We start from the raw sequence: 24,037 nt of genomic DNA on the forward strand, positions 1-24,037 counted from the left end.
GCCTCAAATACTGGTAGGAGACGATTTTGAATTGTTCCCATCGAAGCATAGATTAGGGGCTGCCCAGTTAACTGCTCCCAAGGAAAGGGCGTGATATTTCTTCCAATCGCACTATGATAGGGACCAGTGAAATGAAAGTGTGGTGGTAGGTTTCTGCGAGGAAACTCAAACTCAGATGGCTGCTGGCTAAGTTGAGCCAGTTTGGAATACATATCATTTGGGTGGGTATGAGGAGGTAAATTCCACCTTTGCCGATACTCAGCCATTAATTGTCTAATTGGCTTTGTTAATCGATTCACTAATGTATAACCAACTCGGTTCCGTAACTTTGCGCGCCAATTTGTCTGGTATTGCCAGGTTGTGAAGATTGGCGGAATGCCAATCTCTCGATTCAAGGGCAGCGCATTACATAAGCTAACAAAGGGAAGATTTAGAAAGTCAGCAACCGTTCCTCCAGCCGGAGAACATTGATCGACTAATAATGCTTCGATTCCTTCAGATTGAATTATGTCTGGAGCATCCCGAAGGATGATTCGCACATCTTTAGTTTTAAGACTGTGCTTCAAAGAAGCGATTCCACTGAGTTTACCTCTGTGAGCCAAAATTTCTGCTTCCGATCCACTGGGGCGTTCATCTATGCCAATAGCCCTAAAACCAAAGTTGGCAGCTAAGACTTTGTCCTGAATATCTACAATGTTCAAGAAGGTTACACGATGACCACGTTGCTGAAGCTCATATCCTAAGGGAAAACAAGCTGTAAGATGGCTTCCTGTGGGGCAAATTATACCGAAATGAGTCATAAGATCCCCAAAATGAATAGTAGAACATGAACTCAGATAAGGCTAACTATTAATAGACTGAGCTGATGTACGTATGGAGGAAATGGGCGGAGCGTGATGCAAAGCTGTTTCTTTTGTGGAGTAATCGCATCACGTTGCCGTAAGCCCTGACGAGAAAGAACTTAGGAGAGATACGCCACGAATTTGAAAGCCCCACCATCTGTCGTGAAAACGTACATTAGGACATTACCTCTGCTTCCGGAAGACACGCGCGCAGCTTCTCAAGCAGTTCAGGAGGGATCTTGGTGGGACGCATGGTCTGGGCGTTGATGCACACCATTTCGATCTTTGCGGAGACTGCGGTAGCACCCGATTTGTGGAAGTGAGCCTCTTGGAGTAGAACCAGTCCAGCCCGACCAAGCGAGAGCGGACCGGTGCAGACAACAAGTTGATCGTCTAGGCGCGCTGGTGCCTTGAGATCTCCACGTGCAGGACGATGAAGCCGACCTGCTGCTCTTCAGAGAGCCGCCGTTGCTCAAAGCCCAGCTCGCTCAGCTACTCGCTGCGGCCGCGCTCCATGTAGCGCAGGTAGTTCGCGTAGTAGACGACACCACCGGCGTCCGTGTCTTCGAAATCAACCTTAAGGCGATGGCGAGAGATCTTGTCTTCCATGGTGCTCATCATTAGGGTGGATCGTTTGTTCGTATTTGAAAGCTAACGGCTCTGGTCAGCGGGTGCTGATGCCTTTAATGATGCTTGTCCTCTTGCCCATCAGCAGTTTGCACAACATTTCTGGTGGAGCAACTAGAGTAATTGGAAGAACTTATTGAATAACCTACGATTGGTTATTCAACCGTTGATTTGTTTCAACTGGCTTAAACGATGGTTGGAGGTTTTTCCGATTGCGTCATTAGAAGCTGGATTTAAGCAATTGATGCACCAGATGAATCAGTTTGTCTGCCCACTGGTGCATTGGCTCAACTTGCAACTGATGTTTTCATCTGTTTAAAGTGATCAAAGAGGGGTAAGAAGTAATCAAGCTCTAAAGCTTTTATACGGTGAGTATTACTTATCAAAGCATAGTAAGTGGGTCGTTTCGGTACTGAGGCGAACTTCCCTGAATAACTTCCGACCCTTCGTCCGAAGAAATTCTAAACTACCCGAAGCAAGAGGGAAAGGATTTGCGACACAAACAGTGCAAACCGCTCTGGAAGACGCTCAAGAGTTAGGATATCGAGTTGCTATCCTGCAAGCATCTGCGATGGGACCTGTGTATCAACGAATGGGCTTTCAAGAATGCTTCCCCATCAAAATTTATCCATGGCAACCGCTCTCCACTTTCAACTTCTGAAGTGATTCTTTTTCGCAGTGCTGCAACCTCGATTTACAGGAGCATCAATACCTAGCCGTACTGCACAATTTTTTCTGAAACTGCATAATTTTAGCCTTTAAAGCTTGAGAACCTTGTGAGGTATCGCTTACAACCTCGCAAAGCTGACACTGCAAAGGAAAAGGATGAACAACCTAAATCGGTGCGTCCGGGAAAACACAGAAGCAATTCAGGCTGACCCTCTAAGTAAGTCACTAGGAGAAAACGTATGAGCCCTACAGCGACTCAGCAAAAAGTAATTTTGCGGTCGTTCTACTGCTTGACTTACAACAACTTCAACTTAATAAGAGGGTAAACGATGTGCGGCAATTTTGGGTTTTTAGGTAAACGAGTTCTTGAAGACGGACAAGAGCTTCTACCAGCACGAGTTGTAGAAACTTTTAAGCAAATGGGGCGTGAAACCGAGATTCGAGGCGAACAAGCTGGAGGTGGATTGACTTTAGCACGTGATAAAAATAACCAGATTACGTTTGTTGGTGAAAAAGTCTTGAATCGGAAGCGGAATAATCTTACACAATCTTTGGAAGACGCTTTTGAACTTGCCAGGCACGAAGCTACTTCTAAAGGCACAAAGCCGCTAGAGTCAGTCGTAATGGGAGTATGGCATTATCGCTACGGAACCAGCAGCCCTCCTGCCATTCTTGAGACTCACTGGCATGAATGGATGCCAGCTAGAAACGCGATCGTTTGGCAGATTAAAGACGGCGAATGGATTCGCAGTATAAAAAATGTCAATCACCGCATTACTCATAACGGAGATCTTGATACTTTTCAAATCTTTGGCAAACAAATTGACAATGCAAACCTAGGTTTGTGGCTCGAAAGAGTGTTACACACCCCTAATTTTACGACTGGAGATTCCCCTAAAGTATCTGGGCTGATGGATTTGTTAATCACTCAGGGGATGTGGGATGCTTCATTGAAACTGGCTTACCAACTTGAGGTTGCTGGATCGATTGAGGCAGCTTTTGGTGGGCGAAAACCTGCTAAACATGCGCCCAACACTGCTCCTTCCCAACAAGAACTAAGTCGCTGGGCTGAGATTTATGAGGAGATCTGGCAAAAACACAATGATGCAGAGCTTCTACCTCACAAAGAATCTTTGAGTCATCTTGAGGCTCAGCTTTTAAAGGCTAGCAAAGATATCTTACCCAGCCAGCGTTCCAAGGAGGAGCAGACTGCTTTTGTAAGAGCGGCAATTGATGCGTTTCTACACAATGATCTGTACCGGGCGACGCGGATATTTATGTCACGGGCTGAAGGCAGCTTCGGTCTGGTTACAGTCTCGACTCTTAGTGAGGAGAGCTTAGTGCTGAGTTCTCAAGGACAGCCGATGACGATCGGGTTCAATTTGCCGGAAGCTTACATGGTTTATGCTTCAGAACCTGCTGCTGTGAATTCGGTGTTGGTAGGAATGCCAAACTCCTACCGTTTAGATTTAGATCAAGAAGCTGGAGAAGTAGCCTTAGTGGGCACAAACAGCGTCACGGTCTATTCGATGGCAGAGGGTCGCGAACTGCTCGAGTCAGAGCTAGAAAAGCGATCGATGCCGATGCAGAACAATCCATATATTCAGCTTCCTAAAGTTGAAACTCAAGATCCGGTTGCAAGCGACATTCAAGAAATTCCGCAGGTGCTTAAAGCGATCGAGGCAACCTGGCTCAATCCGAGATCTTGTAACTCTCAAAGTGCAGAGCACTTGTTAAGTCTCCTTATTGAAAAAGTTAAGCGCTTTGATGAAAAGCGAGAAAAAATGCTCAGAACAGGACTAGCAAACGAACTGGAGCAATCACAAATTGTTGATTTCTTGATTACTGGCATCGAGAATAGCTTGTGGGTCGGCGAAAGATTTGCTCAGGACTTAAAAACACTCTTTCCTCACTTGAATATCAAGACGCTGTCTGCAAATCGGGTATTAAGACAACTACAGTACGACCTTCAAAGTCTCAACTTGGGTAAAGACTCGGTCGTGCTGATGATCAGTCAGTCTGGTCAAACCTTTCCAACCCTGCACGCGACTCATGCCCTTGATAATTTCTACCGAGCAGGAGCCATTAGCGGGCTATTTATTTTAACAGGTGAGCTAAACAGCCGGATGGGATTCGCGATCGCTCAATCTTACGTTAAAGGGGCTGCTTTTAGCCGCAGAATTTTTACCAATGGCAGCGGGCAAAGAACGGCTGAGCCTGCTACCTTGACTGCCGCCGCCGCTCATCAAACGCTCACAGAGCTTTTGCTTTATCTTGCTCACGGAGTCAGACAAGTGTTTCCTGACTCAAGCCCTTTAGGGATGACATTTACAGAAGAAAGCTTAGCAATCCTTGAGACCATCAAGGCAGATTTTCTCGATCGCAGCGTTGCTTTGATCACTGGAACTACTGCTAGGGGAATGAGGCTCAAGTCTCCAGAAAATCGAAAGCTGATTCGTACTGGTCGCAAGTGGGCACTTCATGTCACTGAAGTTCCGCTTGCTTGGGCAATTCATGCTGTGTATGTACTGGTCGTGCTTGGATGGACAATTCCATTCGGATACATCATTCCAATCACTCAAACGATCTTGCTCTTGATTTTGCTGGGACTTTTCTTCCCTCACGATCTGATTTCACGAATACTAACACTGCTTCATCCGGTTCTCACCCTAGCCGACATTGGAATTGCTATTTTTGGTCCTTGGCTGTGGACGCTGGGACTTCGTTATCTTCAGCGCAGACAACTTTTAGCCCGCACAGGCAAGAGAGTTTTGGTGATCGGAGATGTGCCTTGGGTGCATCAACTCCTAGAATCCTACGTCAGCAAACTTTTTTCTCTCAGCTACGGAGTTGCCTCTTTGGATATCCATGGCGCTAATCCGCAGGATCACATGCTGCACCAATTTGGGCATCGAGTGACCAGAGGTACTTTGGTACTTCTGGGCGTACCTGACGGACGTCGCAGTCAGATACAACGATGTGATGAAGATGCTGCGATCATGACAGGTAAACAATCCGATGGAGTCAGAAACACTGGCACAGGCCCAGAGGTGGTCACGCTTGGGCATAATCCAGCGATCGCTCGTAAAGGCTTTAGTGACGCGATTATCTTAAGAAGTAGAACAAACGCTCTGCTCAAAGAAACAGTTCCACTGGATCAACAAGCTGTGATCGAGGCATTAACCGAAGCGCGCTTCAGCTCATTTGAACGCTTGTTAGCAAGCTACGTGCTTTTTTGGGCGCTTGCCAAACAGGTTGCTTCATTTCCCTTACTCAAGTATCAGCATTGGAAGTCACAGAGCAGAACCAGAGTCGCAACCACTGCTGCACCGGTGTCAGGAATGAACTTAGGGGCCTGCTTGCCCAACCAAGCTACGAAACAGAGTTCTGTTACAAAAACTATCGGGAATGAGTAACTCATTCTGGACTCAATTAAGCAACAAGTCCAAAAATTCGAGACACGAATTCCAGTAGAAATTATCTGTCTGTCTCCGTGGCTTCATTAACAGCACTTTAATGATTTGCATCCGTCCACTGCCAGGATGTCAAACTAAACTGTATGAGAACTCCTTGAGGAATGCCGTTGCGCTTGAGCAATTCCTCAAGTTGAGTAATTTCGCCGTTGGGCAGTATGGCAAGATTTTCAGCTTGAATTATGAGGGATCGGTTATCGGTAAAGAAACAAGAAAAAGGAGCAATTCTAGTGTTATTAAGATCCGTAAAAGGACGACGAATCAGGGGCGCTACACATCCTACATCGTCTTGTCCAACCTCTTCCAACGCTTGCTCCACTTCTTGCCTCAACTCTACGGATTGACTTAGCAAATTCTCATCCAAATCCGACAGGGCAAGGGAACCAACAGGTCGTTCTGCGATTCCTTCGGAGTTGCGCTTCGCGCTAATCGCATTTGACGAAAAATAGCTTGCGATCGCCCTTGACGAGAAATAGCTAAAGGTAGCCATTCCAGCCAGAAAAATGAGGATTAGTTTCTCTCTTTTCATCTTTCTTCTAAATCTGTTGGAATGTTTTCTAATTCGAGTGACTGCAACAAATTTATCCAAGCGGATTCGATTGTTGTATTGCTTAGATTGTTGCGATGAAGCTGAGCTAACATGGTGATTGCGTCATACCAAATGTCATTCATTAAATAGAGATTTACTCGCTCCTGAGGAGACGCATGAGCAAGTTGATATGCCAGATCTGGCTCAAGGGGAATTCGCTCGATGCCGCCTTGCACATACGTTGGTGCCTCTGTTCCACAGTTCAACTTGAAGTACCATTGATAAACCCTACCGATTTCCAAAGGGGCGATCGTAGAGGGAAGGGAAATGCTGATAATGCCTGGGATCTGTTCAAATGCAGACAAGTCGGCTGATGTGATTCGGTAAACATCTTGACCTGTATCATCCTGCAAAATGAATTCTGCAGATAGGTCGGCAGTCTGCGAGTAGGGAACATAAAACCAAAACGTTGGATATTCAACCGTTGTACTGCCTCCGACATAGGTTTCAGGCAGAGTCTCCGTTGGAACTTCGGTCATAGGAACCAGTGCCGTTAATTCGGTTGAGGGGACCGGGCAATCTCCGCGTCGTGCACCGCCGCTTCTTCGTCCTGGAACCTGTCCTCTCACTTGTTTGGTTTGAAGTGAGTCTAATGCAACAGAGTTAGCTTGGGCATGAGGAAATACGAAGTCGATCGCCATGCTTCCTATTAGCAAAACACCTGTCCATACTAAGATGTGTTTTGAAGAATTAAATCGAGTCGAAACCTTTGTCATATTGTCTAAAACCACGCTACTTGTGCAAAATCACACCGTTCAAAGTTGCCGTGATGAAGAGGTAGAACCCTTTTTCGATCGACAAATCAAATAAATGACCACAATGCTGTTATATAAAATCAGAGCTAACAGCGACGGAATAAATGGCAGCCATCTGCCCCTCAGCAGACCCAAAAAACACAGTCCGTATAGGAAAAATGTGGCAACTGTCATGTATATGGCGGTGTGAATCAGCGATCGCCTCACATTCTTCCACTGCCATTGCCAGGATACTAAAATGCCCCCCACTAGTGCCCATGTCCACACCCAACCCAACGTTTGCCATTGCGACAAAACCTTTAAGATAGGACGCTGATCTAACACTGCACTTAGCAGTTGACTAATCATATGGGCTTGAACAAACACACCCGGTAGTGCAACATTAGAATTTGTTGGAGTAAACCAATAATCTTCTCCTCCTTGTGCTGTAACCCCTACTAAAACAATTTTGTCTTTGATATATTCAGGATTAATTTGATGATTTAAGAGTTGCTGGAGTGTGACGCGGGCAGCAATTTCCTTCGTAGAACGGTAGTTCAGCAAAATTTCGCTTCCACCTGACTCTGATCGCGGATAATTGCCACGATTTGATCGCAAAACTTTAATCACCTGATCCCCCAACTGTAAATCACCGTTGGCAGTAAATTGAGTGGTTATCTGTTGATGATGCAAATATTCAGCAGCAATTTGAACACTAAAGGCGCGCTCAACATTGCAACGAGAGGCTTGAGTTCGCAATAATGGCAGCATCCCCAGAAGATGACGGCGGAGTATGCCGTCACTATCCTCTCTAAAATCACTAAAACCCACTCGATCTGGCGGCACTTCTGGAGGTGGATTAATACTGGGAATCGTTGGATCATCAAAATCTTCTGCTTTACAGACGGTAATGAGTCCCGGAGTGTGCCCCAAACGAGCCGCTAATTCTGCTTGATTAGGATCTACAGGAAAGTCGCGGTAGATATCTAATCCAATCACACGAGGTTGATGTTGCTCTAGAACACCTAATAGCCGGGTGAGGGATTGATCAGACAGCGATATCTCAACGGGTTGATTGAATGATTGAGTTGATTGCGATCGCCGCTCTAACAGTTCTCCATTTTGTTGCTGTGCCTCAATATCGGCATCTGTGACTTCAACGATTAACAGACGCGGATCTGATCCTTCATCCGGTCGCTGTTGTAGCATTTGATCATAAACGCTCAGCTCCCAAACTTGCATCCAGCTTAAGGGACGAATACCGGTAACTCCAACGGTTACAACTAAACTGACCAATACCACAAACCATCTGTTGCGAATTTGGCGAATCAAATGCCATCGATTTTGGGTGGAATTAGAAGTAACTTCATTGCGGCGATCACGAATAGTATCTGTAACTCGTGGAGTACTAGCAAGCGGAATCTGATTAGCACGAATCTCTGTACCGAGATATTCAAGAGTTTGAAGATGTTTGTTCGTTACACCGTTGACCAATTCCTGCCAAGTTAGTGGAATTCCCGCTGAGTTCTGACAAATGATCGGAAGCCAAGTTGCACAAGGAAATTGGTCTTCTATGCCTTGCAGCCGCTCTCTTGCTTCTCGCATGGAGAGATAAAGTGACTTACCCCCTGCAAATGCTGACAATAAATGCTTCAAAAACTCCTGAGCAACGCGATCGGGCACGGGTTCTCGCATCACAATCATTTGGGGTAGATGCAAGGGTTCTAATGCTTGAGCTAATCCCAATCCATCACAAGAGTTGAAAATAGCGAGCTGTAAGCCTTTGGCGATCGCCTGCCTCAATCCATACTTCAGTTCCTCCAGATTTAATGTTTCCTGTGGATTGATATAAATTAATCCGCGATCGCCCTCCGTTCTACTGTGTCCAGCAAAAAACAAAATGTCCCATGCCTGATCCCAAAGCTGCTGATTAATCTGCTGTCGTGGCGGCTCTACTAAAAATGTTACCGTCGCATCGGGTAGTGCTTGTAGAAATTGACGATCAGCCTGCACATTGATATTCTGACTGTTTCCTAAAATCGCCAGAATTTTTACCTTGCGATCGACTGCTGTCAGTGGCTCTACCTCAATTCGTTCAGACACGGGTGCACTCAATGCCACTTCGGTTTTTGAATAGCGCTCAATGAAGCTCCACAAATGCCAGGGCAATCGACGTAACTGTGAATCTTGAGTCCGAATCAACACTCGAATCGAATCATTCAAGCTCAAAACTTCCCGCAGCCGCTGATCTAGATAGCGAAATGAACTTGACTCTAGCCAGCGGGTCATCTGGTGCTGTATTTTTGTTGCTGATTGCTGACAGTCCTCCAGGTAATTCACGGAGCCGCCATAGATAATCTCTTGTGGCTGAATGCGGCTATTAATGCTTGAATGTCCAGTACTCAAACTGCGATAGAGCTGTTGCCATTGAAATAGGTGTAGAGCTAATTCTGGATTGGGCGGCAACGTTCCAAGCAGCTCAATTGACGGGCGATCGCGCTCACTGCCAATCTCCAGCATGACTTGAAAGCCCTGCTGAAAATCACCATTAAACTTGAGAACTACTAGCTTTCCATCGGTAGGCACAACACTTGCTCATTCCTTTACATGACATCAGATAAAAAACGTTTCCACCACACTAATATCATTCAGCGTGATTTCAATGCTAAACCGTTCACCTGATGCACCCCGAAACTTCAATTGCAGCATATCCGTTTGACGGGATTGTGCCTGCATCACTGCTATTCCCTGCTCATCCAGCACCTTAACTTCCAAATCTTCTGGCAAATAGGGAGCCGCACCCATTGGACAGAGCTTCACCCAAATATCGACTTGAGATAAGTGATTTGGCATTAACCCTACCAGCAGCGCCACTTTATAGCTATCTAACTGCGGTGCCAGTTCAAGCAGCTTACCGCGTGTCGTTAAGCCAGCTTGCCCAGAATGACTAGATAATTCCAGGCTCCTGAAGCTGAGTATCGGTTGCGGTTCAAATAATTCCTCTATCGCCTGCCAACCGCCTGTAAATACTCCCTGCATCCACTGACCCAAGTTAACCCACTCCTTGATCGGCTCAGGCTGTTTTTGTAGTTTGAAATAGTCCAGCAGTGTGACGATCGCCTGCAACTGACTAAGCGGCAATTCTTCGGTGTCTACACTTGGCACAAAGCCTAGCAAAGTTGCAGTTTGCAGATCTGCATCGAGTCGAACAGCCATATAGCCAATCCGATTAGACCAAACTTCGGGTGGAACACGGCAAACCGTGGCTCCTGGTAACACGGGACGGCATTCTAATTTGCCCTGCCCTGGAATTTCTAAATCGGCAACATCAGCTAGAGCTTGAATAGTTGGGTTCCAGCTATCGCTTGCTTGTAGGTTAGTTGCAATGCCCAACCAACCCAAATAGGAGCGAACTGCATCGATCGCCAGGGTATTGAGATAGACCTGTTTCGCCTTTTGAGGGTCAGAATGCTGTTGGTAAAACCGTTGGGCTGTATAGTGCCCCTTGAGCGTGAGTGGAACAGGCAGCGTTAGATCTTGCTCGGTGGAACTGGTCATACTTGGGTCTCTTAAGGCTACGATAAATAAGTCTTTAATTTCGGCGCAAACCGAGTCAGACAACGTTGGTAGAAGCTACTTAGCGTTGGAATTGCAATATTGAGCTCGGCAGACAAATCCTGCCAGGAATATCCTTCTAGCCTCCTCAAAGCAAGATATCGAAAACTGGCGGTTGGATGGTTAGCAACACAGGCTTGTTCAAACAGTCCTTCTGGGTCTTCCTCTAAACACTCCTTTACCTCCTGTGAAAGATGAGGAATCAGTTGAGGATTGAGTTCATACGGGTTACTTTCGTCTAAGCTCTCCAACGTTAGACGCTTAACCGTTCTGGCATCCATGCCCTCATAGACAGTTGGTAAAAATTCACGACTCGCTATGATAAAAAACCGTTGATTTAGCAGAAAATTGACCCATTGCAACACTTCACCCTTTTGAGGGTTGTAGGAATCAATCCGTTCACAGATAAATGAAAACAGATGTTGTAGTGCTTCTACATAAATTTCCTCATATAGCATTTGAAACTGACCTCGCCGGGGACGAGAGAGCTTACCCGAATGCTGCAACACACTGACTAATTCGGTTAAAACCCGTTGTCTAGCTGAGCTACCTGGAGGGTGGTGTTGAGCTGCGATCGCAAGCTGTCTCAAGCGATCGTCTAGTTGGGGCTGTTCTAAACGTTCGTCCGGTTGATTCATCGGTTCCTAAACAGAGTTTGTGACGGCAGACCATCTTGAGGCTATCCACCTCTATAAAGTTCTCAAAAATTCAGCGGTATTTATATGCACTCTTCCCTCAAAGTTCAATTTCTTTAGAATAAACTTTGTTGGAGATAAGGTTTTTGAGGTTGGAAATTGTTTTGTAGCGCGGCAGAGCATTGCTACAAAACAGTTTCCGATAAAGTTTAATACTGCAAGGTTACTTGGCTTATATCTGCCCTAAATGAACCGAATTTAGTATCTGTGCGTAAAAATAGAGCCAATTTTTTGAGACCTGTATAGAGGTAGATAAATGGTTCTTGCAGGAGTGTTTTAATGATGACCTTTGAGGAAGCATTAGCGATCGTCACGCCAGCCCTAGCCCCCCAATCGCTCAGCGAGCTGCAACTTAGTGTTTTTCGAGGAGCCTGGAATAAGGAGTCTTACCAAAAGATTTCGCTGAAATTGAATCACGAGTACAGCTACATTAAGGATGTAGGTGCAGAATTATGGCAACTGCTGTCGCGGAAATTAGGAATTCAAGTAACAAAACTAAATTTGCAAAGTGTTCTGATGCAGTATGCTCAGCAAGGGCAAATGCAGGAGCAATCTGCATCATCGCAGTACAGCTGCGTAGACTGGGGAGAAGCCCCTGATGTTTCCCAGTTTTGTGGACGACGGGCGCAGTTGGCTGTGCTGGAGCAGTGGATAGTACAAGACCGTTGCAGATTGGTGGCGATCGCTGGAATAGGTGGCATCGGCAAAACCATGTTAGCGACCCAGCTAACCCAGCAGCTTGTGGATAGCGATCAGTTTGAGGTTGTAGTATGGCGATCGCTACGACAGGCAACACCTCTGATCGATTTCCTGAGTGAGTTGTTGCAAGCGGTTGCACCTGACCCATCCTATCCACTTCGACTGGATGCAATGATACGTCAGTTGCTAGAACAGTTGCGCCGTCAACGCTGTCTGCTAATTCTAGACAATGTTGAAGCAGTTTTGGGTGGCAGTGAATTGATAGGAACTTACAGACTGGGTTATGAAGACTACGGTTGGTTGTTTCAGCAGTTAGGAGAAGGACGACATCAAAGTAGCATCTTGCTAACGGGTCGTGAAACACCGACGGAGATTGCAATTCAAGAAAGTCCAACAGCAGCCGTTCGGTTACTGCAACTAGAGCCACTATCGATCGAGGAAGGAAGAGCAATATTAGCGGCAAAGGGGTTATCTGTACAAACGGAACAGGTGCAGAAATTGGTTGAGCGCTACCAGGGCAACCCATTAGCGCTAAAGCTGGCAGCAACAGCAATTCAGAGTTTTTATGATGACAATGTTGCAGCCTTTTTAGTTGAGGAGAGTCAGTTGTTTAAAGATATGCATGATTTGTTGTTTCACCAGTTTGATCACCTGAGTTTGTTGGAACAACAGTTAATGCACTGGTTGGCAATTCATCGGGAAGCGGCGATCGCAGAACAGCGACAGTCCAATTTACTATCCTCCGTTCCTCAAACGCACTTGCAGCATACACTAATAGAATCTCCAGTGTTAAGCAGTTGGGATAATGTTAACAACACTCAGCAGTTTGCAGTGATGAAATATATCAACAAACAGTTGAATGAACAGGTTTGCCAGAAGGTAAATTAGTTGTGGCTTAGCTTAGTAAATGACTCGCCTAGAAACCGTGTCAGAACCCCATCACCGCCGAAAGGAAGAAACGCACTTAGAAGCCTGTTTGAACTTGAGCTTAAATGCATTGCGAGATGATGACACAGAAGTATGGCAGAACTTTGTTTGGCTGGGGGTCTTGCCAGATGATGCGATTGTAGCCGCGCCAATGGCTGCCACTCTCTAAGGCATGGAGGAAGCAAAAGCTGCTGACCAGCTAGCACTCCTCTGCAATAATGTGCTGATGATGGCTATTATTCATGCTCATCTCGCTTGGCATCTGGGACAAACCGCCATTTTTGCTGCCGATGTGGCACTCGCTTGGCGGTTAGCGGAAGATCTCTTTGAAGATCATCCATCGCAAGCGATCGCTTTGCAATGCCGCTATGCCCTGATTGTGTCCACCTTAAACAGCCTAAGTACTGATTTACCGCCCCCTTCACCAGGTGCACTGCTCCAAAAATATGTACGGGTTCCTAAACAAGGACTAGCTTATGCTTTGCAAAGCTCGAACCCAGAAACTAAAGCAATTTTACTTACGGAGATCAGCGATTATCTACCACAAAATCTAAAAGAAGAAGCACTGCAAGAAGCTCTCGCAGCCACCAAGGCTATTCAGTATGAGAACGATCGTCTCAAGGCTCTAAAGATCTTAGCGCCTAAGCTGCCACCTGATTTGTTACAAGAAGCGCTCGCCATTGCTATGGATATTCGGTTTGAGCGCGATCGCGGCGAGCGTAGCTTCAGCTTTGATTGCCCTAGCGTCCGAGATGTCAAAGATGCAAACGGGTAAACTTTTTCCCCTTTGGCAAAATATACTCCACTCGTTATCTTTCCAATCTCGTCGGGACTTTCTGCCTGATATATTGGCGCTAAATTCGGTTATCTAATGCTTTGGGAGATCGGGCAGCAGCGGCGGAAGTTTTGATTGCGATCCAGGATGTAGGACGGTGGTGTCCGTGATACCAATAAGTTTCACCCATGCGAACCTCTTCATCGCTTCAATGCCGCTCAATGTTCTTCTGGCACTATTAAACGACTTAAATCCCATCATCGGTTTTACGGTTCGTTTAATATGACGGTAATCCTTTGAACAGGATGATTTGGGGCAAGAAATGCCGCCACTTAAACCAAGGGGAAGGAGACATGGGAGGAGAAGGCAAAGTTTAGGGCTGTGTATGCCGGATTTCCAGCCGCTCTCAATGCGTTGGTGGTGGCAAAAGAGGTCTTTGCAGAGCTGGAGCGAACAGACTAAACTGAATGAACACATCTACTCTTTGCAGGAGTTGCGATTGAGCAAAAACACCCGCTCAGGCTTTAAGTTTTGACTCCTAGAAGAGGTGGTTTATGACAGTACAACATTCATTTTCTGAGCATTCTGACATCTCTAAATCACCTGATCAGACACTAAGTGCGATCGTTACCGTGCGCCCTGACGTTGAAACGCTAACTCGTCAGCGCCTGCCCTATTTTGTAGGGATCTCTAAAAGCACGGCTGGTGCAAAGGGAGTTTCAATGGTTGTGTCGCAAAAACCAGTCAATGGTAAGGTTGGTAAGCTCAGACACGCCCGATTCCTTCACGATGTCTACTGCTTCTTTGTTTAAGTGGCGGCACTTTTTGCCAGAAATCATTCTGCTGAATGTACGGTGGTATTGTCGCTACTCGCTGAGTTTGCGCACGCTTCTTTCGTAAAGTACTCAAGGGTCAGCACACCCAGCCTCCACGAGTCATTACAGTGGATAAGAATGCCGCTTACCCAGTGGCAATAGAGACGCTTAAGCAAGAGGAGACAATTGGAAAAGAGACTGAATTAAGGCAAAGCAAATATTTGAATAATGTGATTGAGCAGGACCATCGAAATATTAAGCGAATTGTGAAACCGATGATGGGATTTAAGACGTTCAACACGGCAAGAAGATCGTTGAGCGGAATCGAAGCGATGAATATGATTCAGAAAGGACAAGTCAAAGGAGTCAAACAAGGGGACAGTGTGTCTCAAGCCAAGTTTATTGAAGCAATCTTTGGAATGGCTGCTTAAGGGAGTGCAAACGATACCGATCGTTTGTCCTTTATAAGTTTTTGCGACACAACCGCCTTCTCTTCCTTTGATGTCTACCTCTGCTCTATTTAAATGGTGGCACTTTTTGCCCCAAATCATCCGGCTCAACGTCCGATGGTATTGTCGTTACGCCTTGAGCTACCGGGATCTCGAAGAGATGATGCAGGAACGGGGGGTGGAGGTAGACCACTCGACGATCAATCATTGGGTTTTGAAGTACGCTCCGGAGCTGGACAAACGCATCCGACCTCACTTGAAGCCGACAAACGACTCGTGGAGAACTGACGAGACTTACATCAAAATCAAGGGTGAGTGGAAATATCTGTACCCTTGCTGTCGATTCGGAGGGGAATACTCTGGACTTTATGCCCAGCGCCAAGCGGGATGGCAAGGCAGCAGTCCGATTTTTCCGCAAGGTGCTCAAAGCACAGCACACTAGGACTCCACGATGTTATTACAGTAGACAAGAATGCGGCTTACCCAGTGGCAAGAGAAGCGCTCAAAGAAGACGAGACGCTGGCTGAAACAACCGAATTACGGCAAGTGAAATACTTGAATAACGTGGTTGAGCAGGACCACAGAAATATCAAGCGAATTACTAGACCGATGATGGGGTTTAAGTCGTTCAATAGTGCGAGAAGAACTTTGAGGGGAATCGAAGCGATGAGTATGATTCGGAAAGGACAAGTAAAAGGAGTCAAACTAGGGGACAGTGTGTCTGGAGTGAAATTTATCGAAGCGATTTTTGGAATTGCTACTTAAGGGAATGAAAACAATACCAATCGCTTGTCCTTTATAAGTTTTTGCGATACAACCCCGCATCGCAAACCGAAAGGAGCAGAGTTGAGTCCCAAGCAAAAGCAGGAGAATCGAGCATTAAGCCAATCGCGGGTAGTCTGTGAAAATGCGTTTGCTGGAGTCAAGCGTTACAACGCGGTGAGTGCCATTTATCGCAACCGAAAAGCAGAGTTTGATGACCACCTGATGCTGACCGCAGCAGGATTATGGAACTTCTACCTGATCGCAGCATAGAGAGAAGTACTCGAACCGTCATATAGGCTAACTTTGTTCTTATTTCCCGACAGCTCTAATAATTAAACTGAACGGAGGCAAAAAGTTTGTGAGCATTTCACCGTTGAATTTTTCTTGTTGTGTTACATCTAGAGCAAGCAATTAAATACTTTGCAACTTAGTCCAATACTGGTCGTAGAGATCAACTGCTCTACCCACAGGAGCAATGCCTTCGTACTTTGCCAGCATTTCAGAAGTTGGATAAAGATTTGTATTCTCTTTAAGTTCACTTGGCAATTGCTCAAAGGCTGCTTTGTTTGGGGTAGCAAACAACAATTTCTCAACAGCAAAAGCAGCATTTTCGGGCTTGAGCATGAAGTTTATCCAAGTATAGGCAGCATTCGAGTTCGGTGCAGTTTTAGGAATTACTAGTGTATCTGTCCAAACCGACGTGCCGCTTTGAGGAATGACGTATTTGAGATGAGGGTGCTCTGTGGGCAGAGAATTTCCAATAATGGAATAGGTCATGCACATTGCTAAATCTCCAGCAATTAAACGATCTTCCCAACCAAATGATTCAAAAGAAGCAAGTGCAGGCTTTAGCTCCTGCAATTTTTGATAGGCTGTTTCTAGTTCTTGCGGATTGGTGGTGTTGTAGGAATAGCCGAGCGATCGCAATGTTGCTCCCATGACTTCACGGACATCATCTAGCAAGGTGATTTTGCCTGATAACGACTGCTGTTCACGCCACAGAAATTCCCAATCGGTTGGTTCTGATTGCAAAACTTCAGTATTATAGATTAGTCCGGTTGTGCCCCAGCTCACAGGGATGCTGTGCGTATTACGAGGGTCATAGGGCGGATTTTTCCACTCGTCTAGCAGTTGATCAAGTCCTTGTAAGCGAGTATGGTCAATCTGCGTTAGCAACTGCAATTCAATCATTTGCTTCACCATGTAGTCGGAAGGATAAATGATGCTGTATTGATTTCCTCCTCCAGCTTGAAGCTTGGCAAGCATTGTCTCATTTGAGTCATAGACATCAGCAATTACTTTGATTCCGGTCTGTTCAGTAAATTGCTGGTACACCTCTTCGTTTGAGTAGTCTGCCCAAGTGTAAATGTGGAGCAAATTATCAGAGCTTGACTGAGAGGAACTTGAATCGTTTGAAATCGATCGCTGACAGCTTCCTAACGCTACAGTAGACGCAAATGCAGCAGAAAATTGCAAAAATCGTCGTCGAGTCGATGTTAGATTAAAAGGCTCTTTTGGTTGTTGTCTCATGGTATTTTTCAGATCTCCAGAAATGTGTTAGGGCTATGCAGCCGTAGCTTCATTGGCTTCCGCAAAGTCAGTCGATACTAGACCAAGCCAAGCTTTGTCGCGATCGCTCAACTGCTGCACTTGTTCTTGTAACCAAGCATCAAACTTTTCTTGCAGTAATCGATCGCGCATCTGCTCATCTAGCTGAGCAGGAATTCGTTTTTCAAGGCGAACAATCATGCACCATTCCCCTAATCCAAACGGTTGCACCTGACCAATTTGACTGGTGTGAAGTAGATCTGCTAATTTGGCGTTTAATGTACCGAGTTCAACGGGTCCAATTAATCCGCCTGTTTCGGCTTCTGCACCTTCAGAATATTGCTGCGCCAGTTGTGCAAACGACTGCTCACCTTCAGAAAGGCGGAAGAATAATTCTTGGGCAATGTCTTGATCTTTGGTACGCAAAAGCGAGTAGACGACACGATCGAATTCTTGCTTGCGCTGAAGAAAATGCGATTTGAGCTTATGTTCCCAAGTAATCTGTTTAAACTTTTCGATCCGCAGCGATCGCGTTGTCATTTCTTCAAATTGAACTTGACTTAAACCACAATGCGATCGCCAAATTTGCTGTTGTTCGGGTGTAAAATTCCATCGCTGGTAGAACTGCTCACAGGCGGACGCGATTTCTTCCGGGGTACATTCGATGGTTAGAATAGCGCGATCGACTATACTTTCACATAGCAGTTGTGGAATTAACTGATAGTTTGTCAGCAGCGGTAATTGCTCTTGAGCAGCGAATGTTTCACAGAAGTCTTCGAGAAGCGAATTAGAAAATTGTAGAGTGTTCTTCACAGCATGACTCCGTTAAACTAGCTTGTTGCTGCTAGAAATTCCTTGAGCGATCGCGGTTCCAGAAAGGTCAGATATTGAGCCGAAAGCTCAGGCGGCAGCAGTTCCAAAAGCAAATGATTTTCAATCCAAAACTCAATGACTTCAAAGAAGGCATCACCGCGTTTATAGCGCTCGACCCGCCAACCTTCACGGGCTGCGATCGATCGAATTTCAGTTTCACTAGCTGAGACTGAGATTGCGGCATGAGTTGCAGTATAAGCAGAGGGGTAAGGGTTCACCTGATGCTGAACGGCATCTTTACCGATTCCCGGTCGAAGTTCTAGTCCACGCGGATGCACTTCAATTAGGGTTCCATAAGCGTCGAATGCAAGGGCAACATAGCTACCTGGATTAGAAGCAAATGGAACAACTTTTCCATTTAGCAATTCGGCTAGAACTTGAGCGACACGAAGTGGATCGTCGGCAGCGATCGAAACGTGATGAATCATCTTAAATCTCCTAAACTTCTAGTAAGTTCGGTGAGCAAATGAGCAGCATTGTCGAATGAAAGTTAAGGGCTGCGCTGAGGAATAAAGTTTTAGCTATTCGATTACCCATTTGCAGATCAATCTTTCGTTAACGATGATCCATCGAGCAGTTAATCGATTGGAGCGCTTTTGGGGCAGAACGCAGGATAGATATTCCGCTTTTTCAGGTAGGCTTAAGCGAGCCATGACAGATTTCTCCTTTTAATTGGAATGAAGAAGGAAAGCGACATTAGCGCAATTGACTTTTACCATTGCGGCTAGTTTGGAGCAGATCGATCGAAACAATGAAAGGTAGCTATCTGAAACAATCGAGTGATCGAAGCTCACCCCAAATTGAGTGTTGCCTTTTGCGATGTGAAATGAAAATAGGTTTTGTGGAGCGATCGCCAAGCAAAATTGTTTTGAACGATCGCTCCACCTAACTCTAATTAAGCAGCCGAGCGATCGAAGTTCACGCTAAATCGCGTTCTATTAGTCGATTGGACAGGCAAAAGAGCTGTCTCACAGAACTCTAGCTGTTTTGCCTGAGTGGAAGTTAAACAACCTGCGACCTAGGCAGAAACGAAGTCAGAAGTAGACACATTGGTTATATCTTGCACAACCGCAATGAGATTACCGTTTCTGCTGATTAGCGTATCTAGTGCGGAACCACCAGAGACATTTTGGTTTGTTATCAAGGTATAGCCTTTATCGATACTGCCGTTAATCCGAATTTTGTCACCTTCAAAGGACTTGAAATCGGTAATTGTGGCAAAACCGGATTCGAGGTAGTGGGACCCAATCGTATCTCCGAGCACAAATGTGTCGGCTCCGCCGCCACCACTCAGAACGTCTATTTCATCCACACCGACAAACGAGTAGCCAGTGAGAACGTCACGGCCATTGCCACCTAAGAGGGTGTCACGACCCCTACCACCTACAAGTTTGTCATCACCCTCGCCACCGCCAAGGGAGTCATTGCCATCGTCACCTCGCAACTCGTCCTTGCCATTCCCACCGAAGATAAAATCACCGCCTCCTTGACCGAAGACAAGATCATCGCCGCCTAAAGCATCGATAACGTTACCTAAACTGTCACCAAAAATAACGTCGCGTCCATCGGTTGGGGTTCCTATAACTGCCATTGTTTTGTTCTCCTTTGATTGTGGAAGTGTATATAAGCGTTGAACGTCCGCTCCTCGCCCAGCCCAAAGTCACCTGTAGCCTTGCTACAAGTCCGATCCAACGGTTTGCCTGATTTAAACTGGTCGGGTTACCTCGAAAGCATCAGGTCAAAGCAGGGGCTTTGGGTTGATTGCTTCTAAGGGCAGCCTGAGTAGAGCTGAGTATGAATCTGTCCTAGGTTGAGGAAGTTGTGAATCGTCAGCAGGTTAGTTTGCTTTGTCTTCCCAACTCGTGGTTTCATCGCTCACATATTCAGAATAGAAACTGGCGCTTTGTTTGTCGGTCTGAGAAAGTCAGAGCAAAGATCAGAAAAGATCACATTCTGATGTTGAGTGCTGATCGGGATAGGTGGAGCGATCGCCACGACAAAACCAAGCGATTGCAAAAACGCTAATCACCCTACCTTGAATCGATCAAGATTTGATTACTCTAAAATCGCCCCTAACACTCGCAGCGTGGCGGTTTGCGCCTCAGTCAGTCCAGTAACGCCTGCGATGTTCATGCGCTCGTAGGGTCGATCGGCTTTGAGGAGGTTGAGACAAGTTCCAGTCTCCAGATCCCACAGTCGGATCGTTTCATCTTGGCTACCGCTTGCCAGCCAACGACCATTTGGACTGAAAGCCACCGACCAGACAAGGCTGGTGTGTCCAACAAGCGTCTGAACGCATTCGCCTGTTTCTAGATTCCATAGCTTCACCGTGCGATCGCTGCCGCCGCTTGCCAAAAAATCTCCATTGGGGCTAAAGGCGATCGACCAAATCCGATTGGAATCTGTTTGCAGGGTGTGATCGCACTGTCCCGATTGCAGATTCCACAGCTTCACAGTATTGTCGCCGCTGCCGCTCGCGACTGTTTCACCCGTTGGACTAAATGCCACTGACCAAACCCACATCGTGTGTCCTTCAAAGGTTTGCACACATTCGCCTGTGTTCAGATCCCACAGCTTGAGCGTTTCATCGTAGCTGCCGCTGACGATTTGCTGACCATTGGGGCTGAAGGCGATTGAGCAAACCCAACTAGTGTGACCCTGCAGGGTCTGGCGGCACTGCCCCGTATCCAAATCCCACAGCTTAATCGTGTGATCGTCGCTGCTGCTAGCAAGCAGTGACTGAGTTGGACTGAAGGCTACGGACCAGATGCGACTCGTGTGCCCGTACAGCGTGTACAAACACTGCCCTGATCGCAAATTCCATAGCTTCACAGTTCGATCGCTGCTGCCACTCGCCAGCAGTTCGCCATTAGGATGAAATGCGATCGCACAGACGGCGTTGTGATGCCCTTGCAAGACATGAGTACACCTGCCGCTGCTGACATCCCACAGCTTAATTGTGTAGTCATCGTTGCCGCTGGCTAACGTTTCACCATCAGGACTGAAAGCCACTGACCAGACGCGGTTGGTGTAGCCTTTGAGCGTCCGCTGACAGTTTCCCGTCACCACATCCCAAAGTTTGGCACAGTGATCGCCGCTGCCACTGGCGAGGGTTTGACCATCAGGACTAAAGGCGACCGATCGCACCCAGTTCGCATGACCTTTGAGTGTCCGCTGACACTGCCCCGTATCGACATCCCACAGTTTGATTGTTTGATCTTCGCTGCCGCTGGCTAAGCGCTGACCATTCGGACAGAAGGCAATCGATCGTACCCAATTCGTATGTCCGCGCATGATTTGCAGACATTCGCCTGTTTCAACTTGCCATAGTCGCACAGTGCAGTCGCTGCTGCCGCTTGCTAAAACAGAACTGTTTGGGCGAAAGGCGATCGACCAGACATGACCAATATGTCCACTCAACGTTCGGTCGCAATTTCCAGTGTGCAGATTCCAAAGCTTGACCGTGGCATCGTCACTCGCGCTCGCCAGAATTGGCGCGATCGGACAAAAGGCGATCGATCGCACCCAGTTTGTATGCCCCTGCAAGGTCTGCAAACATTGCCCCGTACCCAGATCCCACAGCTTAATGGTTTGGTCTTCGCTGCCGCTAGCGAAGTGACCATCCGGGCTGTAAGCCACTGACCAGATCGAGCCAATGTGCCCCTCTAGCGTTTGCAGACATTGCCCCGTATCGAGATCCCACAGTTTGATGGTGCGATCGTCACTGCCGCTCGCGAGGGTGCGCCCATCGGGACTGAATGCCAGTGACCATATCCAGCTTGTATGACCACGAAATGCCTGGATATTTTTACCGTCGCTCGATCGCCACAGCCGCACTTCACCATTGAGATCACCCGTTGCCAAAAGCTGCCCATCCAGACTAAAAGCAACAGCGGCGGGCGTTGCCAGCGTCTCGGTAAACACCGATTTTGCTAAATCTGCATCGGTAAAGTTCACGCCCCGCAAACTCACGTTTTGTAGATATGCCTGCCAAATACTCAAACCTGAAAAGTTGTAATTGTTTAAATCAATGTCTAAATAATTCAGCAGGTTAATAATATTGCCACCGCCATATCCAGCTGAAGTTCCATACTCCACTCTCAGTTTGGCGAGTAGGCGATCGAGTTGATCCAAAACCGCCGTTTGCGATCGCCATTCATCTAATAACCTAGCCATCAGTGGCGCAAGAATGACGCGAATTTGACTTTCGCGCACGTAGTCTTTCGCCTCCGCTCTGATCAAAGCATGGCTGATAAACAAGCGAACATGCTGCGTCTTAATTTCTTCATACACCTGCTCGATAAAATGCTCGGTAACATAATCCATCACTACAGGTTGCAGCGTAAATCGTCCTGCTGTTCGCTCAATTAAAGAACAGCGTTTAAGTGCCTGCAATGCTTCAAGCAACTGGACTTGCGATCGCTCCGCTATCAGATCTGATCGCAGTTCGGCAATGCCTGCCCATTCCCGGTGGATTGCCAGCCAATACATCACTTGTTTTTCAAGTTCTGAGAGGCGCTGAAATTGTTCGGCAATCAGGGTACGAATGTTGCCAAATGCGATCGATCCCTGCTCTAAAAACTGTGCAATGCTGCCGTCAAACAAATCTTGCACGGTCGTTAAAACAATTTTCAGTGCCAGCGGATTGCCGGAATAAGATTCAGTGAGCGTGTGCAGTTCGGCTTCCGAAGTATAAAAACAGCCCTCAGCCTTGACGATCGCCTGCACATCTTCGAGCCGCAAACCGCTGAGCGCGATTGTGCGAACGGGCAACGTTTTTCCTTCTAACGCGTCAAATGGTTTCGGCTTTTCTCGACTCGTCAACACCAAACAGCTTGTGTGACGTTCTGCGCCGACTTTTTGAAACAGTTCTCCATATTCGATCGCCGCCTGCTCTAAAACCGTTTCAGCATTGTCTAAAACCAACAAGCAGCGCGAAGAGCGTAAATGCTGCATCAACAGTGCAATTAGTTCAGCGCGAGTTGTGGGCAATGCAAATTTTTGCTCAGACAGCAGGGGAATGATATCCGTGAGAAATTCTTCAATCAGTGGAGCGTTGCGAAGCGATCGCCAAATCACAACTTCAAAGCGATCTTGTAGTCGTTCCACCAGCTTAATTGCCAGAGTTGTTTTGCCGATGCCACCCATTCCTACCAGGGCAATCAGACGACACTGGTCAGTGACAATCCACTGCTCTAGCTGATCGAGTTCCTCAATGCGACCGTAGAAAACGGGCACATCAATGATTTCTCCCCAGTGTTGGCGCGTCGGGATCGCGGGCTGGGGTGGAGCGATCGCCCCCAAAGATGCTGTGCTCCCGCTTGCAGGACTCTCAACAGATGAGTCGAGCGTTGCCGATTGCCGCTGTAGCGTTTGCCTGCGTACAACTGCTTGTACATTATTTTTGGTGACAGATTCCCCAAAGGCGATCGATAGCTGCTGCCATAGCTTCGCGCCGACATCGCGGATATGTCCGACATCATAACCAACCTGGTCAGCAATCTCAGCATAAGTCCAGCCCTGCCAGGTGTAACGAAACACATCCTCTTGCAGGTCTTTGAGTTTTTGTCCGGGCAGCAGGGCATCAAGTGAAACAATGGCTTCCTCAGGAGTCATAAACAGAGCCCTTGCAGGCAGCACTCAGGTAAATTAATCTGCTCAAATTATGATCGTAGTTGATCGTGCTACTGTCAAAGCGCGAAGATTGCAATCGTTCATCTTTTGAGTTGCATGAGTCAAAGCGGGCGAATCAGTGCTGCTTGAATTGAATTTACGAATGGAGTATCAAAGTACACTTCTAGTACTGTTAAATTTTTAAGTGGTCGTTTGGGTACTGTCAACTTAACTTTGGATAAGAGATAAAATACAGAATCCCGTCTTGCCTGTCTGTTCTGTCTATGTATTCTCGTCACCGCTTTCCTGCCGAAATCATCAGCTATTGC

Annotated in this window: 17 protein-coding genes and 7 pseudogenes; 11 read left to right on the forward strand and 13 right to left on the reverse strand. The window is 46.8% G+C overall.

Going from position 1 to position 24,037, the window contains the following annotated elements:
- Positions 1–800: pseudogene (locus tag H6G00_RS27370) on the reverse strand (glycosyl transferase family 1); the annotation flags it as partial.
- Between the two features lie 619 nt (positions 801–1,419).
- Between H6G00_RS27370 and H6G00_RS35750 the strand changes: the two are divergent.
- The 3 genes and pseudogenes from H6G00_RS35750 to H6G00_RS27380 form a co-directional block, all read left to right on the forward strand.
- A pseudogene (locus tag H6G00_RS35750) lies at positions 1,420–1,788 on the forward strand (hypothetical protein); the annotation flags it as partial.
- 108 nt (positions 1,789–1,896) lie between these two features.
- Positions 1,897–2,130 (forward strand): GNAT family N-acetyltransferase, encoded by a 234-nt coding sequence (locus tag H6G00_RS36845; RefSeq protein WP_347278235.1) that lies wholly within the window; start codon positions 1,897–1,899, stop codon positions 2,128–2,130.
- Between the two features lie 337 nt (positions 2,131–2,467).
- Positions 2,468–5,554 carry a hypothetical protein gene (locus H6G00_RS27380; RefSeq protein WP_190799143.1) on the forward strand — a complete coding sequence of 1,029 codons (3,087 nt, stop codon included), beginning with the start codon at positions 2,468–2,470 and terminating at the stop codon, positions 5,552–5,554.
- 97 nt (positions 5,555–5,651) lie between these two features.
- Here the strand turns inward: H6G00_RS27380 and H6G00_RS27385 are convergent, their stop codons facing one another.
- From H6G00_RS27385 to H6G00_RS27405, 5 genes are read right to left on the reverse strand one after another with little or no spacing between them, the layout of a single operon-like run.
- The gene (locus H6G00_RS27385; RefSeq protein ID WP_190799144.1) at positions 5,652–6,140 is read right to left on the reverse strand and encodes a hypothetical protein; all 489 of its coding nucleotides are present in this window, start codon (positions 6,138–6,140) and stop codon (positions 5,652–5,654) included.
- On the reverse strand, positions 6,137–6,916 hold the full coding sequence (locus tag H6G00_RS27390; protein WP_190799145.1) for a DUF928 domain-containing protein: 780 nt from the start codon (positions 6,914–6,916) through the stop codon (positions 6,137–6,139). The genes H6G00_RS27385 and H6G00_RS27390 overlap by 4 nt, the downstream gene beginning before the upstream one ends.
- A gap of 39 nt (positions 6,917–6,955) precedes the next feature.
- A complete protein-coding gene (locus H6G00_RS27395) occupies positions 6,956–9,520 on the reverse strand; it encodes a CHASE2 domain-containing protein (protein ID WP_190799146.1) in 2,565 nt (854 codons plus the stop codon).
- 27 nt (positions 9,521–9,547) lie between these two features.
- Positions 9,548–10,492 (reverse strand): DUF1822 family protein, encoded by a 945-nt coding sequence (locus H6G00_RS27400; RefSeq protein ID WP_190799147.1) that lies wholly within the window; start codon positions 10,490–10,492, stop codon positions 9,548–9,550.
- Between the two features lie 17 nt (positions 10,493–10,509).
- On the reverse strand, positions 10,510–11,187 hold the full coding sequence (locus H6G00_RS27405) for a sigma-70 family RNA polymerase sigma factor (protein WP_190799148.1): 678 nt from the start codon (positions 11,185–11,187) through the stop codon (positions 10,510–10,512).
- Between the two features lie 336 nt (positions 11,188–11,523).
- On the opposite strand from H6G00_RS27405, the gene H6G00_RS27410 reads away from it, so the two are divergent.
- The 3 genes from H6G00_RS27410 to H6G00_RS27420 are packed head-to-tail and all read left to right on the forward strand — an operon-like array spanning position 11,524 to position 13,645.
- Positions 11,524–12,831, forward strand: coding sequence for an NB-ARC domain-containing protein (locus tag H6G00_RS27410; protein WP_190799149.1), 1,308 nt, complete (start codon positions 11,524–11,526; stop codon positions 12,829–12,831).
- A gap of 19 nt (positions 12,832–12,850) precedes the next feature.
- On the forward strand, positions 12,851–13,039 hold the full coding sequence (locus H6G00_RS27415; protein ID WP_190799150.1) for a hypothetical protein: 189 nt from the start codon (positions 12,851–12,853) through the stop codon (positions 13,037–13,039).
- A 3-nt stretch (positions 13,040–13,042) separates the two neighbouring features.
- Positions 13,043–13,645, forward strand: coding sequence for a hypothetical protein (locus H6G00_RS27420; RefSeq protein ID WP_190799151.1), 603 nt, complete (start codon positions 13,043–13,045; stop codon positions 13,643–13,645).
- A gap of 201 nt (positions 13,646–13,846) precedes the next feature.
- Here H6G00_RS27420 and H6G00_RS35755 read toward each other — a convergent pair.
- Positions 13,847–13,942 (reverse strand): annotated as a pseudogene (locus tag H6G00_RS35755) (IS6 family transposase); the annotation flags it as partial.
- Positions 13,943–14,199: 257 nt separating this feature from the next.
- Here H6G00_RS35755 and H6G00_RS27425 point away from each other — a divergent pair.
- The 5 genes and pseudogenes from H6G00_RS27425 to H6G00_RS27440 form a co-directional block, all read left to right on the forward strand.
- Positions 14,200–14,370, forward strand: a pseudogene (locus H6G00_RS27425) (cupin); the annotation flags it as partial.
- A gap of 64 nt (positions 14,371–14,434) precedes the next feature.
- Positions 14,435–14,891, forward strand: a pseudogene (locus H6G00_RS27430) (DDE-type integrase/transposase/recombinase).
- Positions 14,892–14,961: 70 nt separating this feature from the next.
- Positions 14,962–15,277, forward strand: a pseudogene (locus H6G00_RS35760) (IS6 family transposase); the annotation flags it as partial.
- A pseudogene (locus H6G00_RS27435) lies at positions 15,278–15,674 on the forward strand (DDE-type integrase/transposase/recombinase).
- Between the two features lie 24 nt (positions 15,675–15,698).
- Entirely contained in the window at positions 15,699–15,944 is a 246-nt protein-coding gene (locus H6G00_RS27440; protein WP_277881981.1) for a transposase family protein, read from the forward strand.
- A gap of 141 nt (positions 15,945–16,085) precedes the next feature.
- Here the strand turns inward: H6G00_RS27440 and H6G00_RS27445 are convergent, their stop codons facing one another.
- From H6G00_RS27445 to H6G00_RS35035, 6 genes are all read right to left on the reverse strand, one after another.
- Positions 16,086–17,204 (reverse strand): spermidine/putrescine ABC transporter substrate-binding protein, encoded by a 1,119-nt coding sequence (locus H6G00_RS27445; RefSeq protein ID WP_190799153.1) that lies wholly within the window; start codon positions 17,202–17,204, stop codon positions 16,086–16,088.
- Between the two features lie 33 nt (positions 17,205–17,237).
- On the reverse strand, positions 17,238–18,035 hold the full coding sequence (locus H6G00_RS27450; RefSeq protein ID WP_190799154.1) for a peptidylprolyl isomerase: 798 nt from the start codon (positions 18,033–18,035) through the stop codon (positions 17,238–17,240).
- Between the two features lie 17 nt (positions 18,036–18,052).
- Positions 18,053–18,523, reverse strand: coding sequence for a hypothetical protein (locus H6G00_RS27455; RefSeq protein ID WP_190799155.1), 471 nt, complete (start codon positions 18,521–18,523; stop codon positions 18,053–18,055).
- 590 nt (positions 18,524–19,113) lie between these two features.
- Complete coding sequence (locus tag H6G00_RS27460) at positions 19,114–19,686, reverse strand: calcium-binding protein (RefSeq protein ID WP_190799156.1); 573 nt, start codon at positions 19,684–19,686, stop codon at positions 19,114–19,116.
- A 464-nt stretch (positions 19,687–20,150) separates the two neighbouring features.
- The gene (locus H6G00_RS27465) at positions 20,151–23,711 is read right to left on the reverse strand and encodes an NB-ARC domain-containing protein (RefSeq protein WP_190799157.1); all 3,561 of its coding nucleotides are present in this window, start codon (positions 23,709–23,711) and stop codon (positions 20,151–20,153) included.
- Positions 23,712–23,830: 119 nt separating this feature from the next.
- A partial coding sequence (locus tag H6G00_RS35035) for a hypothetical protein (protein WP_206757023.1) occupies positions 23,831–24,037 on the reverse strand: 207 nt, incomplete at its 5' end.

The sequence above is a fragment of the Leptolyngbya sp. FACHB-541 genome, from assembly GCF_014695875.1.
Lineage (GTDB): Bacteria > Cyanobacteriota > Cyanobacteriia > Elainellales > Elainellaceae > JAAUTN01.